17 protein-coding genes and 1 pseudogene are annotated in these 16,238 nt (G+C 39.2%); 6 read left to right on the forward strand and 12 right to left on the reverse strand.

Features of this window, described 5'->3' with window-relative positions; genetic code table 11:
• The first annotated feature begins 220 nt into the window (after positions 1–220).
• Positions 221–1,372 (forward strand): diglucosyl diacylglycerol synthase, encoded by a 1,152-nt coding sequence (locus ACQYAC_RS03885; RefSeq protein WP_058014858.1) that lies wholly within the window; start codon positions 221–223, stop codon positions 1,370–1,372.
• Between the two features lie 34 nt (positions 1,373–1,406).
• Here the strand turns inward: ACQYAC_RS03885 and ACQYAC_RS03890 are convergent, their stop codons facing one another.
• On the reverse strand, positions 1,407–2,108 hold the full coding sequence (locus ACQYAC_RS03890; RefSeq protein WP_061408291.1) for an AIM24 family protein: 702 nt from the start codon (positions 2,106–2,108) through the stop codon (positions 1,407–1,409).
• A 259-nt stretch (positions 2,109–2,367) separates the two neighbouring features.
• Between ACQYAC_RS03890 and cspD the strand changes: the two genes are divergently transcribed.
• Positions 2,368–2,568, forward strand: coding sequence for a cold-shock protein CspD (cspD, locus tag ACQYAC_RS03895; protein WP_003215784.1), 201 nt, complete (start codon positions 2,368–2,370; stop codon positions 2,566–2,568).
• 45 nt (positions 2,569–2,613) lie between these two features.
• Here the strand turns inward: cspD and ACQYAC_RS03900 are convergent, their stop codons facing one another.
• From ACQYAC_RS03900 to ACQYAC_RS03910, 3 genes are all read right to left on the reverse strand, one after another.
• Complete coding sequence (locus ACQYAC_RS03900; RefSeq protein WP_003215507.1) at positions 2,614–2,796, reverse strand: hypothetical protein; 183 nt, start codon at positions 2,794–2,796, stop codon at positions 2,614–2,616.
• Between the two features lie 169 nt (positions 2,797–2,965).
• Positions 2,966–3,148: a zinc-finger domain-containing protein gene (locus tag ACQYAC_RS03905; RefSeq protein ID WP_003215998.1), complete on the reverse strand. Its 183-nt coding sequence runs from the start codon at positions 3,146–3,148 to the stop codon at positions 2,966–2,968.
• Position 3,149: 1 nt separating this feature from the next.
• The gene (locus ACQYAC_RS03910; protein ID WP_429942751.1) at positions 3,150–3,821 is read right to left on the reverse strand and encodes a ribonuclease H family protein; all 672 of its coding nucleotides are present in this window, start codon (positions 3,819–3,821) and stop codon (positions 3,150–3,152) included.
• A 94-nt stretch (positions 3,822–3,915) separates the two neighbouring features.
• On the opposite strand from ACQYAC_RS03910, the gene ACQYAC_RS03915 reads away from it, so the two are divergent.
• From ACQYAC_RS03915 to ACQYAC_RS03925, 3 genes are read left to right on the forward strand one after another with little or no spacing between them, the layout of a single operon-like run.
• Entirely contained in the window at positions 3,916–4,605 is a 690-nt protein-coding gene (locus tag ACQYAC_RS03915) for a queuosine precursor transporter (RefSeq protein ID WP_058014855.1), read from the forward strand.
• Between the two features lies 1 nt (position 4,606).
• Positions 4,607–5,002 (forward strand): reverse transcriptase-like protein, encoded by a 396-nt coding sequence (locus ACQYAC_RS03920; protein ID WP_339162863.1) that lies wholly within the window; start codon positions 4,607–4,609, stop codon positions 5,000–5,002.
• 44 nt (positions 5,003–5,046) lie between these two features.
• Positions 5,047–5,172 (forward strand): hypothetical protein, encoded by a 126-nt coding sequence (locus ACQYAC_RS03925; protein ID WP_003215584.1) that lies wholly within the window; start codon positions 5,047–5,049, stop codon positions 5,170–5,172.
• 15 nt (positions 5,173–5,187) lie between these two features.
• On the opposite strand, the gene ACQYAC_RS03930 is transcribed toward ACQYAC_RS03925, so the two are convergent.
• The 6 genes from ACQYAC_RS03930 to ACQYAC_RS03955 form a co-directional block, all read right to left on the reverse strand.
• Positions 5,188–6,075 (reverse strand): 5'-3' exonuclease, encoded by an 888-nt coding sequence (locus ACQYAC_RS03930; protein ID WP_429942752.1) that lies wholly within the window; start codon positions 6,073–6,075, stop codon positions 5,188–5,190.
• 274 nt (positions 6,076–6,349) lie between these two features.
• A complete protein-coding gene (locus ACQYAC_RS03935) occupies positions 6,350–6,613 on the reverse strand; it encodes a YpbS family protein (protein WP_058014851.1) in 264 nt (87 codons plus the stop codon).
• A 41-nt stretch (positions 6,614–6,654) separates the two neighbouring features.
• Positions 6,655–10,254 carry a dynamin family protein gene (locus ACQYAC_RS03940; protein ID WP_429942753.1) on the reverse strand — a complete coding sequence of 1,200 codons (3,600 nt, stop codon included), beginning with the start codon at positions 10,252–10,254 and terminating at the stop codon, positions 6,655–6,657.
• Positions 10,255–10,386: 132 nt separating this feature from the next.
• Complete coding sequence (gene fbpC, locus ACQYAC_RS03945) at positions 10,387–10,494, reverse strand: Fur-regulated basic protein FbpC (RefSeq protein ID WP_306172627.1); 108 nt, start codon at positions 10,492–10,494, stop codon at positions 10,387–10,389.
• Positions 10,495–10,558: 64 nt separating this feature from the next.
• On the reverse strand, positions 10,559–11,068 hold the full coding sequence (locus ACQYAC_RS03950; RefSeq protein WP_081042315.1) for an isoprenylcysteine carboxyl methyltransferase family protein: 510 nt from the start codon (positions 11,066–11,068) through the stop codon (positions 10,559–10,561).
• Positions 11,065–12,165 carry a type III polyketide synthase gene (locus tag ACQYAC_RS03955; protein ID WP_429942754.1) on the reverse strand — a complete coding sequence of 367 codons (1,101 nt, stop codon included), beginning with the start codon at positions 12,163–12,165 and terminating at the stop codon, positions 11,065–11,067. The genes ACQYAC_RS03950 and ACQYAC_RS03955 overlap by 4 nt, the downstream gene beginning before the upstream one ends.
• Positions 12,166–12,735: 570 nt before the next feature.
• Between ACQYAC_RS03955 and ACQYAC_RS03960 the strand changes: the two genes are divergently transcribed.
• Positions 12,736–13,590: a polysaccharide deacetylase family protein gene (locus tag ACQYAC_RS03960; protein WP_268467664.1), complete on the forward strand. Its 855-nt coding sequence runs from the start codon at positions 12,736–12,738 to the stop codon at positions 13,588–13,590.
• Between the two features lie 191 nt (positions 13,591–13,781).
• On the opposite strand, the pseudogene ACQYAC_RS03965 reads toward ACQYAC_RS03960, so the two are convergent.
• A pseudogene (locus ACQYAC_RS03965) lies at positions 13,782–14,723 on the reverse strand (nucleobase:cation symporter-2 family protein); the annotation flags it as partial.
• 23 nt (positions 14,724–14,746) lie between these two features.
• On the reverse strand, positions 14,747–16,234 hold the full coding sequence (locus ACQYAC_RS03970) for a recombinase family protein (RefSeq protein ID WP_429942755.1): 1,488 nt from the start codon (positions 16,232–16,234) through the stop codon (positions 14,747–14,749).
• Positions 16,235–16,238: the final 4 nt, after the last annotated feature.

Here is a 16,238-nt window from a genome sequence, read left to right on the forward strand (position 1 = left end):
GTAGTCTGATGATAAATGGCCAAAATGTGTTAAAATACAAATGGCTCTGTCTTCCATTATCAATTTAGTCTTGTTGTTTTTTAAAATTAGTTTAATTCTTTCGTAACGAATGATATGCTCTGGTTGTTTATATGTTATCTTTATGTATATGTAGACCTATGAGATTAATAGTTTTCGTACGAAGTTTTGTTGTTGTTGATTACATTTGAGGTGAATATTCTTGAATACCAATAAAAAAATATTAATCTTGACCGCAAATTATGGAAATGGACATATGCAGGTGGCTAAAACACTGTATGATGAGTGTAAATCCCAAGGATTTGAGCATGTTGTAGTTTCTAATTTGTATCAAGAATCAAATCCCATTGTGTCGGAAGTGACTCAATATTTATACTTGAAGAGCTTTTCCATTGGGAAACAATTTTATCGCTTGTTTTATTACGGTGTAGATAAAATTTACAATAAACGCAAATTTAACATTTATTTAAAAATGGGAAATAAGCGTCTTGATGAACTTATTCAATTACACAATCCGGATATCATTATTATTACATTCCCGATGATTGTTGTTCCTGAATACCGGAACAAAACAGGAAAAGTCATCCCGACATTTAATGTCATGACAGATTTCTGTCTTCATAAGATTTGGGTACATGAAAACATCGACCGGTACTATGTTGCAACCGATTATGTGAAACAAAAATTAGTGGAAATCGGCACACATCCAAGCGATGTCAAAGTGACAGGCATACCTATTAGACCACAATTTGAAGCAGACGTGCCAAAATCGAAGATTTATAAAAAATATGGATTATCATCAAACAAAAAAGTTCTTCTGATTATGGCCGGTGCTCATGGTGTACTGAAAAATGTCAAGGAATTATGTGAAGCATTGCTTCTAGACAGTGAAGTACAAATTGTTGTTGTATGCGGAAAGAACGCAGCGCTGAAACAATCACTAAGCGATCTTGAACAAGCACATCCAGATCAATTGAAGGCGCTTGGATATGTGGAACAAATTGATGAATTGTTCAGAGTAACAGATTGTATGATCACAAAGCCAGGCGGCATTACTTTAACAGAAGCAACAGCAATCGGGGTCCCAGTCATTCTTTACAAGCCTGTCCCTGGACAAGAAAAGGAAAATGCTCATTTCTTTGAAGATTATGGTGCAGCCATTGTCATCAACAGACATGAAGACATTTTAGAATCTGTGACCAACTTACTGCAAGATGAAGAAAAACTAGAAACCATGAAACAAAATATAAAAAAACTTCACTTAAAACATTCTTCTCAAACCATTTTGGAAGATATCGTTGAGCAATCGGATCTCATCACGAATAATAAAACGTATGCTCGCGCATTATCATAAAAAGGTGTCCGTCAATGACGGACACCTTTTTTCTTTATCCTTGATTTCCATTTGTTGTGTACACTTCTTCAAACGGCTGCACGACAACAAATCCGCTTCCGCTAAACTTCATTTGAATAGACTCACCGCTTCCTCTGCCAATAAAGGTTTTGAATGAAACATCTGTCACAAATTCAGTTTTTAAATCCCCTGACCATGCAACTGTCGCATTCGGATCTGTGTAGACAGAGTCACCCGGCTGAACAATCAATGTGAGCGGCTCATAATGACTCGTAATCGCAACAAGGCCTGGTCCTTCTAATTTGACATTAAATAATCCACCCGCAAGCATCCCCGATACTTTTTTCATCAATTTGATATCCCAGCGGACTGAAGGTTCAAATGCGAGCAGATCATTCCCATTCACAAAAATGGATTCCCCTTGAGCCAGGCGAAGAATTGAGATTTTTTTGCCTTGATCTGCTACATATAATTTCCCATCACCTGTTGCCTTCATGAGTGAAGTGCCTTCTCCTGACAGCATTTTTTTGAACATCTTTGAGACGCCATGCTCAAACACGCCCTCTCGTTCAAACTTGATTTTGCCTCGGTACGAAACCATGGCACCTGTTTTTGCCCAAATGGTATCAGTCAAATTAATTTCTAAAAGTCTTGGTGTTTCAAGTTCGAAGACCCCTTCTCCCTTATCTTCCTGCTGCGTATTCTGAACAAATTCTTCGAGTGTATAACGATTCATGATAGCACCTCTTTCTGTATTTTTTTTATATACGGACAAACTGTGCATAAAGTTTCAGAAAATGGGGACGGTTCAGCTATAATTGTTATTTGTCAAAAAAAATCAAACATTCTGCTCAAAATTTGGCTCTCCCGCTTGACGCTTTACTTTTGATGGTGTATAGTGGAACCATCATTTAACAACTGCAAAGTCGTTAGGTGATGAAAATTTTTTTTAGTATGCCTAAAGGTATGCTACAGTACTAGGAGGAAAAAGCAATATGCAAAACGGTAAAGTAAAATGGTTCAATAATGAAAAAGGTTTCGGCTTCATTGAAGTTGAAGGCGGAGACGATGTATTCGTTCACTTCACAGCTATCGAAGGTGACGGTTACAAGTCTTTAGAAGAAGGACAAGAAGTTTCTTTTGAAATCGTTGAAGGTAATCGTGGACCTCAAGCTGCAAACGTAACAAAAATCTAATCAACTAAATCAATGATGCAAAATAAAGAGAGGCTTATGCCTCTCTTATTTGATTTTCAGCTGAATTTCAATTGCTAAAATATTTTGCTTCAGTCGTTGTTCAATTTCAGAGATATCTTTTTCGAGAAAAGGTCTTCCCTTCTTTGCCACATCTACAAGTTGCTCTAGATCGCTGTACACCTCTTGAAATGTTCGATGTAATACCGTTTCGAACTCCTTATTATTCATACCGGCCTTCCCCTTTTCCTCTAATATCCGTCACTTAGTCAAAAAGTAACTCAACCAAAACTTTCTATAGTTATATCGGCTCATTTTTCGAAATATGTTCTTTTTTTACACATTCTATCCGTTTTTTTTCAAGAACGGATGTTTGAGCAGGGAAAACCGGTGCGTCCTCTTATTTTTTGAGCAGCGTTTGCCCATATTCTTTTATTTTCTCTCCAACGGTGCATTGCTGTATACAAAAGGAATGGGCATATTTTTTGCCAAATTCTTTTCGAAAATGCTTCTTAATCAAACAATCTGAACAATACGTGTCTTGAAGATCGGTCAATTCTTGTACTGCTGTTTTTTTATCCACATTATTCAGCTCCGTCTGCTTCTAATTTCAATGTACTTTCGATTGGGACGTCTGCAAGAATCTGTCTTGCAAGCTGATCCGCTTCTGCATTTTGTTTCCGATCGATGGCTTCATAGGTTGGCGTCAGCTTCAGCTCTTTTAAAGCCGCTTCAATTCGGTCAAGCCATTTGTTATGTACATCATCATAACAAGGCCATTCTCCTTTTAACTGATTCATGACAACAAGTGAATCTCCTCTAATCGTGACAGAATTTCTGCTTGCTCCTAGATCTTTTAAAACTTTTACTGCTTCAAATAAAGCCGCATACTCTGCTTCATTATTGGTACTTCCTTGGAAAGGCTGATTCTTTCTCAATCGATAAGCGTCTTTTCCTAGCTTATAGTAGACGACAACGCCAAGACCAGAGTCACCTGTTTCTTTATGAAAACTTGCATCAAAATAGACTTGAAGCTGATCAGGCTCAAGCTTTAATTCTTCATTTAGCTTTTCAAGCTCTTTTATAGACCACATAGCCCCTTTTTCATCTTCAAATAACAGAAGTGACTGTGGTTCTTTTTTGTCAATATGTTTAGCTAATCTCAAGGCCTCTTTTAGCTCCAACCAATCTTCTTGGTAAAAACCAATGGACCCAATTGATTTCACTTTCATTGTGTAGTGTGCTCTTAATTTCATTGATCACATCGCCTTCCCGTGCTTTTAAGGTAAACATACGTTATGCTATAATCAAAAAGTTACATTTTACAATGAGAAAGGAAGTTCATGTCACTTGTTTAATGAAGGTATTTGGATCTTATTTGCGATCATTAATTTTATCATTGTTCTTCTATTTTATAAAGGATTTGGCAAGATGGGCCTTTTCGTCTGGATTGGCTTTGCGACGGCTGCCGCTAACTTACAAGTGGTGAAAACCGTTGAATTGTTTGGCTTAACAGCCACACTTGGAAATATTTTGTACGGCAGTGTCTTTTTTGCAACGGACGTGTTGAATGAAAAATATGGACAACATGAAGCGAAAAAAGCGGTTTGGATTGGTTTTACGACCCTTTTAACACTAACTGTTGTCATGCAGGAGGCTTTGCTTTTCGATCCTGCTCCATCTGATATCTCACAATCATCGCTGGAAACCATATTTGGTTTTATGCCAAGGGTGGCACTCGGCAGTCTCGCTGCTTATATCATCAGTCAAATGCTAGATGTTTATGTATATTCGTTTATTCGCCGGATATTTCCCTCTGATGGTGCGCTCTGGATGCGCAATGCTGGAAGTACGATGATTAGCCAGCTTCTTGATACACTGATTTTTACGACCATTGCCTTTCTTGGCACGTATCCAACTCAAGTATGGATTGAAATTTTTATCACGACATATGTCATTAAATTTATCGTCGCTGCGATTTCCACACCATATGCGTATGCAGCGAAAAAAATGGTTCCGCTTGATGAAAGGATGAAGTAATTTGCCAGCTGAAATATACATTGATGGTGCGAGTGCAGGTAATCCAGGTCCTTCTGGCATCGGCATTTTCATCAAATATGATGGAAAGGCTGAATCCTTCTCCATTCCTCTTGAATCCATGAGCAATCACGAAGCAGAATTTTCTGCTCTGATCGAGGGGATGAAAATTTGTGCAGAAAAAGGATTGCGTACCGTTTCATTTCGCACAGATTCACAAGTAGTTGACCGCGCAGCCAATGCAGGATTTGCTAAAAATCCAGCATTTCAGCATTTTATTAAAGAGATAATCGAGCTCCAAAGCCAGTTTGATTTATTTTTTATTAAATGGATTCCGAGTAAGGAAAATCAAGTAGCAGATCAGCTCGCTAGAAAAGCGATTCACCTTTCTAAAGGATGAATCGCTTTTTTTCGGTTATGCTAATGTGTGTGAGGTGATACTGATTGGATAAAGAAAATAAAGGTCGTGTCACAAATGGGACAACCCCACAAGGTGATGCGCAAACAAAAGATAAACAGCCACTATCTCAGCTGGAAAATAGAGCGAAGAAAAGCAATACAAAAAGATAACCTAAGAGATCGGCTTTAGCTGATCTCTATTGTATTTAAACGATTCATCATCGGTTCGATTCCTTTGATTTGATGGTGCCTTAGCATAGCAGCAGCTCGTTCTTGATTGATGTTCATTTTCGCCTCATCCATTGAACAGCTGAGCGGGACATCACATTTGATCTCTGCCAATAGACGAGAAAGTTTCAAATCTTCTAATCCTGCTTGCATTTTCTTTTGCTGTGCAGCCGTTAGTTCATGGACATTTTCTAACAAACCATCAATCGTTTCATATGTTTGAATAAATTTCAAAGCCGTTTTTTCTCCGATTCCTTTGACACCTGGATAATTATCACTTGCATCACCCATGAGTGCTTTCATATCAATGAGTGCCTTTGGTGAGATTCCCATTTCTTCTTCAAATAAGGCTTTTGTATAATGCTTATAATTGCCAATTCCTTTTTGCATCAAAGCAACAGTCACTTGTTCATTTAAAATTTGCAGTAAATCTTTGTCGCCAGTGAGGACAGTCACGCGTGCTTCTTTTTGGTAAAGCGCAGCAAGTGTTCCAATACAATCATCTGCTTCAAAGCCTTTTAAACCAATATTCACAATTCCTAGTTCTTCTGTCGCTTCTTTCGCTAAATCGAATTGTGGAATGAGCTCGACAGGTGCCTCTCCACGATTTGCTTTATAATCTTGAAACAATTCGTTTCGATAGGTTTGACTTCCCATATCCCAGCAGCACACAATATGAGTTGGCTCAAATGTCTGTACAGCTGTTAATAAGTGCTTCAAATAGCCATTCACTCCATTTGTTGGCACACCGTGGTCATTTATCATAAAATTGCGATGGACAGCCGTCGCATAAAACGCTCTGAACAAAAGCGCCATTCCATCTACAAGCAGTACGTGTTTACTCATTCTTATAAACTCCCTTTTCAAAACAATACTCCTATTCTATCACAGAACGCAAAACTAGACATAAAAAAGGCGCCTTCTTCTTTTGGAAAAGAAGAGGCAGCCTGTTTACTTTTGACCATATTGCATTTTTTTCGATTCTGCTTCTGCATAGGACGGCATGTCTTTTTGTTTAGGGTCACGCTCATCCTGCTGCTTTGTCTGTTGCTTTTTTTTCATGATCATTCCCCTTTCTCGGTACATCCATTAAGATGACCAAAAAAGAGAATGTTACTCTTTACTTCTGTTTGCGCTCGACATACTCCCTGACCATATCATTCGTCACAAGCTTTCGCAATGGAACAATACCGCCTCGTGCAAGCTCATTCATCTTCGACGTAATGGCGTTGATCTCGTCTGTTGTAAATGACTCGTTTTGCTCACATTTGACAACAGCCCTCTCTATTGCTTGTTCTCTTTTATGTTCAAGCTCAAGAAAGGACTGGATATGAGCATGCTGCTTTTGTGAGTGTGCGGAAATCTCTTCGTGTACGCTCGTCATTTTGTATCAACTGCTTTCTTTTTTATTTAGTCTACCATGAATCAAATGGTTTTCAACTGGTTCTTCCACTCATTTGTTTGTTCATAAACTTGTTCAATAACGGCCTGCTCTTTGGGATCTGTTGTTAGGCTCGTGATAAATGTTTGTTTTTGTTCACTTAGCTGCTCAAGCGCTTCTGTTTCATATCTTCCTGTAAAGGTCTTCACCATCATATCGTACCTGCTCAGTAATTCTTCTTTTTCTTTATCTGCCCATTTCATGGTTAACTGATGAAGAATGTCTCGAATCGCTTCAATAAACGCAGCCTTACCATTCTGTTCAAAGAAAACTTTCGCTGATTTTTGTTTCTTTAAGAGCGGTTCGAATGGTGTTAGTTCAGCTTCGACTTCAATTTGTTTTAGTTCAGCATTTTTCTCTTCTGGCGGCGACAGCGAGAGAGAAAAGTAAGGGTCTTCTGCACATGCCTTCTGCAATCCTTTCTCCCACTCCTCTTGGAAGTATTGATGAATAAACGATTCCATCCGAATATCAAGCGCCTTTAACTCCTGTATAAATTCAAATTCATAATCCTTTAGCGCCTTCTCAAGCGCTTTTTTCAATTGCTGTCCGAAATTCCCTTGAGATATTCCAGGATAAAAGGCTGTCTTTAACAGATCATTCGCAAATAGTGATAGGCGCTGCACAATATGATAGAGCTGTTCATGTAAGTCCTTTTTCACGCTTTCTGTCACTAGCTTAGATTGTTTTATATGGCTCATTTGATCAAGAATCGCTCCATAGGATGCATCTATCTTTTTCTTTTCCACTTGCTTTTCATCTTCTGACTGATGCAGCGTCGCATGCAGTTTGTCGACTGTTCTACATAATGTACCGGCTTCAAAATATAACAGCTCGATCGCATCTTTCGTTAATTCTTCGTCAATAAAATAGTCGAGCTGCTTTCTAAGCTTTGCGTATTGATTATAAGCTGTCTCTCCCTTTCCTTCGATCTCTTCCTTACTGGAGACATGATGAAGGTTTGGGTTTCTTATGCCTTCTTTTGTGAGCTCACTTTTTACATAGTCAAAGACGGTGTCAAGCTCTTCTTGATCCTTTGCGAGATCAGCTGCATTGATAATAAAGAACATTTTATCCATGCTAAATGAATCTTTTACAAGCCCAAGCTTACGTAAAAATGACCGATCTGCCTTCGAAAAAGAGTGCTGGTAGTAAGTTAAATAAAGAAGCGCATCTGCGTCCTTCATATATTGAAAAGCAATCTCTGTATGACGCTTATTCATACTACTGGCGCCTGGCGTATCAACAATAGTCAGCCCTTTATCTGTTAGAGGTGTACTCAAATAAACCGTCACTTCTTTCACCACACAAGAAACAGCTTCTTCCGCCACGTATGGCCTCAGTTCTTGAAGGGTGACATGAAGCGGCGTTTGCTTCGTAATGTGATGAAGGAAACGAGTATGTGCCTGTAAAAAATGTTCAACAATAACGCGATGATCTTGTTCAAGCTGTCTTTTTTTCAGGGCTCGTTCGAGCTTGGATGTAAACGTCTCTCCCTTTTCTTCTGAGATCGGAAATCCTAGGATCTGATTGAGCTCCTCTAATATATCCTGTTCTGTTTTGAACACCACTTTGACACTTTCATGCGGATGACCTTCTGCCGGCCGCGTCAGCTTATTAATCGTTGCCGTTGTTGGTGTGGGAGAGGATGGCAGCACCTTTCTCCCGACGAGAGCATTTGCAAAAGAAGATTTCCCCGAACTAAAAGCCCCAAATAAAGCGAGTGTGAATTCTTTCGCTTGCAGCCGTTTTGTTCGTTTTTCAAAGGACTTCCTTTGAGATTGGAGCGCATCTAATGGCAATAAAATCTGAGAAAGCTGCTCAAATTGGGCAATCGACTGTGCCGTCGTGACATGCTGTGACTGACGCATTTGAGGTTGCTCTATCTGCTTGTTCGGTTTATCTTGGTCGCTCTCTTCAGGATGAATGGTCACTTGATCCTGCTTTAGCTGGTCATGCTGCATTTGTCTCTTTTTCGCATAAAACCAATCTTCTTCGATCTTTTCATCCGTTCCATTTTGCCATATATCCCATACATGCTGAATATCTCGCTTCATTTGTTCATTTTTTCTGGTGCACTGCTCGAGTGTTTGGAGCTCTTTTGCAGACTGAGCCCATTTTTCTTGCTGTTCTGCTTTATCTTCCATCAGCTTGGCTTTCAGCGACTCCACCATTTGTTCAATCAGTGACATCACTTGCTGCTTAGCCTTTCTTCTCAAGGCTTCGCCAGCATCTTTTGCATATTGCAGTACGTATTCATTAGAGAACGTTGCTCCATGATGAATCACACTTTCAAGAAGTGATTCTTGTACAGGCGTTTCAAACGCCATCACTTGATTTAATAACTCTTCACCAAGTTGATGTTTCTTGACTTCTTTTTTTAGTAGCTCAGCAATATGCCAGTCCACTTCTGCCTTCATTCTCGCTTTGACATCTGTTAAGAAGTCAGCTGCTCGTTTTTCTTTTTCCTGCTCAGTTTTATTTTTAGCAAAAAGCAGTCCCACTTTAAAGCCAGGTGCTTTTGATTCAATATAGCCGCTTGCGAGTTCTCTCATTTTAAATGGAGTGAGGTTGGCATTTTTCAAAATGCTCTCGACTTCAGTAGATACTTCTTCTTCTAACTGTTTGGCCCCATTTTCAATGAAGTGATTTTTCTCTTCCAATTCATTTACTTCTTTTCTTTTTTCTTCGAGCTGTGACTCAAGCTCCTCACCTTGCAGGTCTTCTTTTAACGAGTCAATGTGTTCTTTTAGGACATGCTCAATTTTCTGCTCCGTATAAGCCCGAAGTGAGGCCTTCGGCAATGTCTGTAATTCTTGCAGTTTTTTGACTAAACGAATCATTTCATTTCTTGGATGGGTCTCATCGGTCACAGATGTAAAGTATAGATGTTCTTCTTCAATGCCTTCTTTTTGAAGCATATCAACTACTTGATTTTTGTAGTCTTCAAACGCTGTCTCATGCTCATCATGCCGGTCCACTTGGTTTACGATGAAATAAAGATTTGGCACTTTCTCTTTAATGGAGCGAATGAAACGAATGTTTTCCTCCGAATGAACATGGTTGTAGTGAACGACATAAAAGAGAGCATCCGCTTGATGAAGAATAGACGCAGCAGATAAAAAGTGGGCATGATCCGTCGAATCAATTCCGGGCGTATCAATCAGTGCCACTTTTTCTTCAAGTCCTCTATAGTCACCGCTAATTTCCACCATTTCAATCTGTTCTCCGTCCTTACAGAAACGCTGTACTGCTTCTTTATCATAAGAGCCGCTCATTTTTGCAAATCGGCCATCAGAGGTATGAAGCTGAACTTCACTTTCGCCTTTCCTCACGACGACCAAGTTTGCACTTGTTGGGATTGGGCTCGTTGGCAAAATGTGATCATGAAGTAGATAATTTACAAGTGATGACTTTCCAGCAGAATAATGGCCGGTAAATGCGATATATACTTCTTCTTCTGCTTCCTTTTTGATAATCGATGCAAGTTTGGCTGCGCGCTCATAATCATCCCTTTTGAGAAAGCTTTGATATAAAGCTCCTGTAGTTTGAACGAGCGAATCTCGAATAGACAAGTCTTTCATGACGATAAACCCCTTTGTTTTTAGAAAAGTCAGTTATGTATGTGATACCATTTTACACAAAATAAAGAGATTTTTCTTCTGATCTAAGGAAATAAAAAAATCTGCTGCCCGATCAGTCGCAGTTGACTGGAATCAGGAAGCAGATTTTTTGGAGACACCTTTTAATACGAAGCCAATTAATAGGCTGTATACACACACCGTACCGAGTAAGAAAATCATTGTCATGTGATCACCGTCCATCCTTCATGATTGAGAATGCTTATCATTAATGAAAGTGTAGCACAATTGATAATGATTTTCAATATTAATTTAGCAAATACTGATTTAATGCTTTCTCCTCTGTTTGAATTCGTACAGCCATCATCCATGCATTTAAACATGTAAACAAAATGCCAGTGACATATGCATCAAACAATAGCGGGATCAGTATAAGCTCAATCGCCACGACGACATAGTTAGGGTGTTTCAACCAGCGATACGGCCCTTTTTTTATAATCGTTGCGTTTGGAACGACTAAAATCTTTGTATTCCAGTACGTCCCTAGGGAGCATAAAGCCCAGTACCGAATGATCTGTGTAGCCATCAGCAAAAGGAGCAGTACAAGAAAATACTGGGATGGCCCTTTATGTAAAAGCGTTATCTCAACTATCAGTGAGAGAAAAAAAGCCGTATGCATAGCGACCATATAAGGATAATGACTAGCACCAAATTCAATGGCACCTAGTGCTTTTACTTTCTTTTCATTTCTTTTGGCAACAAGCATTTCAATGAGCCTCTGACAAACGAAAAAACCGATGACAAGCCAAATGATCACGACAAGACCTCCTCCCATTTCATAAGCAGCAACTCTGAGGAAAAGCCCGGACCAAGCGCCCCGCAAAGTCCCATCTCCCCCGCTTCAGCAGATTGATGTTCAAGGAAATGCTTGATGACATACAAAACTGTGGCAGAGGACATATTTCCGTGTTGTTTGAGTACTTCTTTTGAAGAAAACAGCTGATTTTCTCGTAAAGATAGACTTTCAACATAGGCATCAATCACTTTTTTTCCTCCAGGATGGGCTAAAAAAACGGACAAGTCTTTAGTTGAATATCCATGTTCCTCTAAAAATTGATCCACCTGCTCTTTTAACCAGCCGGAAATCATCGACGGAATGTCACGGGAGAAAATAACCCGAAAGCCGTCACTTGTAAAATCCCAGCCCATGACATCCTCAGAATCCTTCATTGTGACGGATTGCGTGCTTAGTACTTTAGGGATTGTTTTTAAATGGGCATATTCAAGCGCAGCTTTTTCTCCAGTTAAAAGAACCGCTGCCGTCCCGTCTCCAAATAAGGAGGTGCCGATTAAATTGCTTTTTGATTGATCTTGCGGCTGAAAAGTTAAACTGCACAGCTCACAGGCAACGACAAGTACCTTTGCTTCTGGAAATGCCCTTATGTATTCATAAGCCCGAGACAGCCCTGCCGCACCGCCCCCACACCCTAGGCCCCAGATCGGTACTCGTTTTGTATACGGAGAAAAAGGAAGGACGTTCATAAGCTTTGCATCAAGACTTGGGGTCGATAAGCCGGTACTTGAAATAAAAAACAATGCATCGATCTCTTCAACCGGAACTGGCTTTTTCAGAAACGTCTTCTCTTGAAGACAATGTATGATCGCTTCTTTTGCATGAGTCAAGGCTTTTTCCAAATAGATATTGTTTTTCTCTTCAAAAGAGTGGTGCGTCTGATACCATTCAATGGGCTGCACAAACTGCCTGCCCTTAATTTCTCCATTTTGAAAAGCTCTCAGTAGCCGGTCAATATCTTTAAACGATCGTTTAAATTGAGACCTTGCAAATTCGGCAGCTATTTTCTGATCCACATGATGCTTCGGATGACTCGTTCCAACTGAAAGAATGTACGCCATCGGCTTCACCTCTTTTTTCGGTTAATATCCCCTATCGAAAAAAGGATATACATGCCAAATCGTCACAATTCAGTCAAAACATTTTCCTCCGTCTAACTTTTTGTCTTGACGACAATTGATAAATATTGGATAATATAAATGAAAACATGATGTAGTTTTCCTCCTTCACAGGTTCGTTCCAAGCCAAGCGAACCTGCTTTTTTTATGCAAAAAAACACCTCTAAAAGAGAAGTGTTCAGACCGTAGACCCCCCTTTACTTATACAACACTTTCATACGGAATCTCTCCTTCGCTTCGCATTTATGGTTAAATCTGATGCTATCTTAGCGTATCAATATTAACGTTTCGATCATTATTCAGAATGATTTCATTTAAACATGAATGGATCACCTTTTTTTGCTGATCAACACAAAATAATAACCATAAATTCCTAATTTATTTGAATTTTCTATATTAAAAGGATTTTTTCCACTATATACTTAATCAATATGATCACCAAGAAAAACAGTGAAAAAAGACAGAATCTACTACATGATTCGGCTCAAAATTTAATTGACTGGAGTGATTGTAATGAAAAAGGTTTCCAAAAAAAAGACACCCTACAACACGGTACTTCTCTCAAAGGTAATTGGTTTAGTGCTTCTTACACTGTTTCTTTTTTTTATCTGGGATATGTCTAAAGCCCATTTGCAGGCGACAAACGGGCAAGCAAAAAATGTTGCCAGCAGTGACTTCCGTGACACAAGCATCAATCTGAAAGCAAAAGATCAGTCTACAAGAACATTGGATACACATTTTAAGACCAATCCAAACCAACAGGCAACGAATAAAACGGTCTTTTTAACATTTGATGATGGTCCTTCTGCTACATCAAATCAGCTGTTAGATGTATTAAAAGCACATCATGTGAAGGCGACGTTCTTCATGCTTGGACCGCAAATCCAAGCACACCAAGCAGCTGTGAAAAGACTTTATCAAGAAGGACATCAATTGGGGCTTCATGGCATGACGCATGATATAAACCTCTTTTATCAGAACAGTGAGTCTCCCGCAAATGAAATGAGAGAAGCTCAGCGCATTCTTGCTTCTGTTACAGGCGTCTACGCCCGTCTTGTGAGAACACCCTATGGCAGTGTTCCAAATTTAACATATCATCAAAAAGTACGTTTAAACCAACATGGCTTTATTTACTGGGATTGGACGATTGATAGCCTTGACTGGAGATATAAAAACTCACAATATGTTCCAGAGGTATTGAATCAATTGCAAATGTTTGAGAAAAATAAACCATGGGAACCAAAAGTTATTTTAATGCATGATCAACCCTCTACCACAAACTATTTAGATAGCCTGATTACACAGCTAAAAGCACGGGGCTATACATTTGCAGTCATTAACGAAACAATGCAGCCGGTACAACATTAATAGTGCTAATCACAACAAGCCCGTATCCAAAAGATGCGGGCTTTCAGCGTGTAGACAAACCCTCACACGCTCCTTCCTAGGATCCTAGGACTTCAAAGTTTTTTTATCAAGCTAAAAAGAAGACAAAGAGCTAAAATAAAGATCATTTTAGCTCTTTGTCCATCATCTAAACCCCTCTCTTGGAGAGGGGTTTACATAACAGATTGCTTAGGCTCTTCCATCAGGTCCTGCCCGGTTTCTTTTTTAAAAGGAATCATGTGATAAATAATATGAAGTAAAATAGCGGTAAAGCTGCCGGCCACGATGCCATTACTTGTTAATAATTTGATTGATTCTGGCAAATGCTCAAACATTTGCGGCACAACGGTGACACCTAAGCCGATCCCAACTGAGCAAGCGACAATCAGCAGGTTTTCCTGTTTGGCAAAATCCACACGCGAGAGCATTTTAATCCCGTAGGCAATGACCATCCCAAACATGGCAACCATTGCGCCGCCAAGAACTGACTTTGGAATAATCGTCGTAAATGCAGCAATTTTAGGAAAAAGTCCAAATAACATGAGCAATGCGCCTGTCACAACGATGACTTGATTTTTCTTGACCCCTGTCAACTGGATCAACCCAACGTTTTGCGAGTAGGCTGTGTAAGGAAAAGCATTAAAGATCCCCCCTAATAACACAGCAATCCCTTCTGCGCGATAGCCTTTCGCTAAGTCCTTCTCTTTTAATGACCGGTTTGTCAAATCACCTAGTGCGAAATAAACGCCTGTTGATTCGACTAATGACACAATCGCAACTAACGTCATCGTCATAATCGGTGCAATTTCAAAGGTAGGCATGCCAAAATAAAATGGTTCAATCATGCGAAAAACTTGAGCGTTCGCCACCTCAGCTGTTTCCACTTTCCCCATAAATGCAGCGACGCCTGTCCCAAGGAGAATACCGATTAAAATGGCGATCGCCTTCATAAAGCCTGTTGTGAATCGATAGAGCAGCACAATGATAAACAGCACAAGGAAAGCGAGGCCTAAATTTTCAAAAGAACCATAATCAGCACTTCCTTCTCCTCCTGCCATATTGTTCATCGCTACTGGAATAAGGGTAATGCCAATAATGGTGACGACAGATATCGTTTGGGTACAACAATGGACACACCCTAATTATAATAGACTTTTACACTCAACTCAGGCTGCTTCCCATCTTCATCTTTAACTTTATATGAGATATGGCTAATAAGCTTTTTGAGTATTATATTGATTTCTGAATCTGACATCCCTTCATCTGATTCTAATAATGCCTGAACGTCTTGCTCTTGCCATAGGGAGGTTCTTTTTTCTAATGCTTTCGCTTTTTGATATTCAATTGATGAGTATAATTCTCCGAGTTCTTTTTCGGATTTCATTAAATTACCTTGAGCTTTTTCTAGCTTTTCTTTGTATTCATTTTTGTCTAAATCACCGTCTAAATAGAGTTCTTTTAATCGTTCGATTCTTCCCCTCAATTTTTTTATTGCTTTTTCTTTGAGCTCGATTAGATGAACTGAAATAGTAGTTGTTTCGGCAGATTCTCTATTTTCGTTCCTTTTAAATATTTCAGAACTGTACTGTTTCATTTCTTGTAGGATAGCACTGTATAGAATGTCTTCATTAATTCCTTTTGTGGTTTCACACATTGGTTCACGTGCAGATGATTTTCTAAGACATTTCCTAACGTGTTTTTGTCTCCCTTTTGGTTGATGTACGTTTTGAACTTTCAAACAATAAGGGCACCTAACTATTCCTGAAAGTTTGTGTGAATTCATGTTCAAACTTCTTCCAACATCTGGGTAAGTCCTTAGCTTAGTTATTCGTTCTACTATTTGAGTGTGTTCTTCCTCTGTTTTAGTTGGTTGATGAACGCCTTTATTCTTTTCATCATTCCCATACCATACATATCCTCTGTGAAAATCATTTAACAAAAGATAGGTTACAACTTCGCCATACCACATCTTACCTCTGCTTGAAGGAGGCGGAATCTGCAATTGATTTAGCCTGTCTGCAATTGCAGCTGAAGACATTTCCTCCTTTAGGAACCAATCAATCATCATACGATAAATCTTTATTTTTTCCTCATTAATCTTTGCAGTCTTGTCATTCTTGTCCCATTTAAACCCGTATGGAACAGATCCAGAATGTGGTCTCCCCTCTTTGACAGCTCCTTTTCGACCATTTAACAGCCTTCTCTTAATAGCTCTATATTCATTCCTAGCAATAACCAATTCGAACTCTGAGAGCATTTCATCACTCTCATTGGACATATTGTATATTTTTTGTGGAGTTACTAGTAGAGTGTTGCTTTCTTTAAAGGCCTCCATGATACGTCCTGAGTCGATCTGTGATCCCCTAGAAAGTCTGTCATTCGCTATTACACATACAACGTCGAATTCACCTGATCTGATTCTAGGCAACAATCTAGAAAAAATAGGTCTATTATCAATAGAATCGGAAGAAACAACTTCTTCGAACCACTCTACATCTGTAAAACTGTACCTAGTTAAGAGTGCTTTTAGCTGTTCTCTATGTTTCAGTAAAGTGTCCTCTGTGTCTGGGTCTTCTCTTGATTTTCTTGAATAGACTGCTACTTTTGAATTTTTATCAATATTCATTTTA

This window comes from Bacillus sp. MM09(2025), assembly GCF_050496725.1.
GTDB lineage: Bacteria > Bacillota > Bacilli > Bacillales > Bacillaceae > Bacillus > Bacillus pumilus.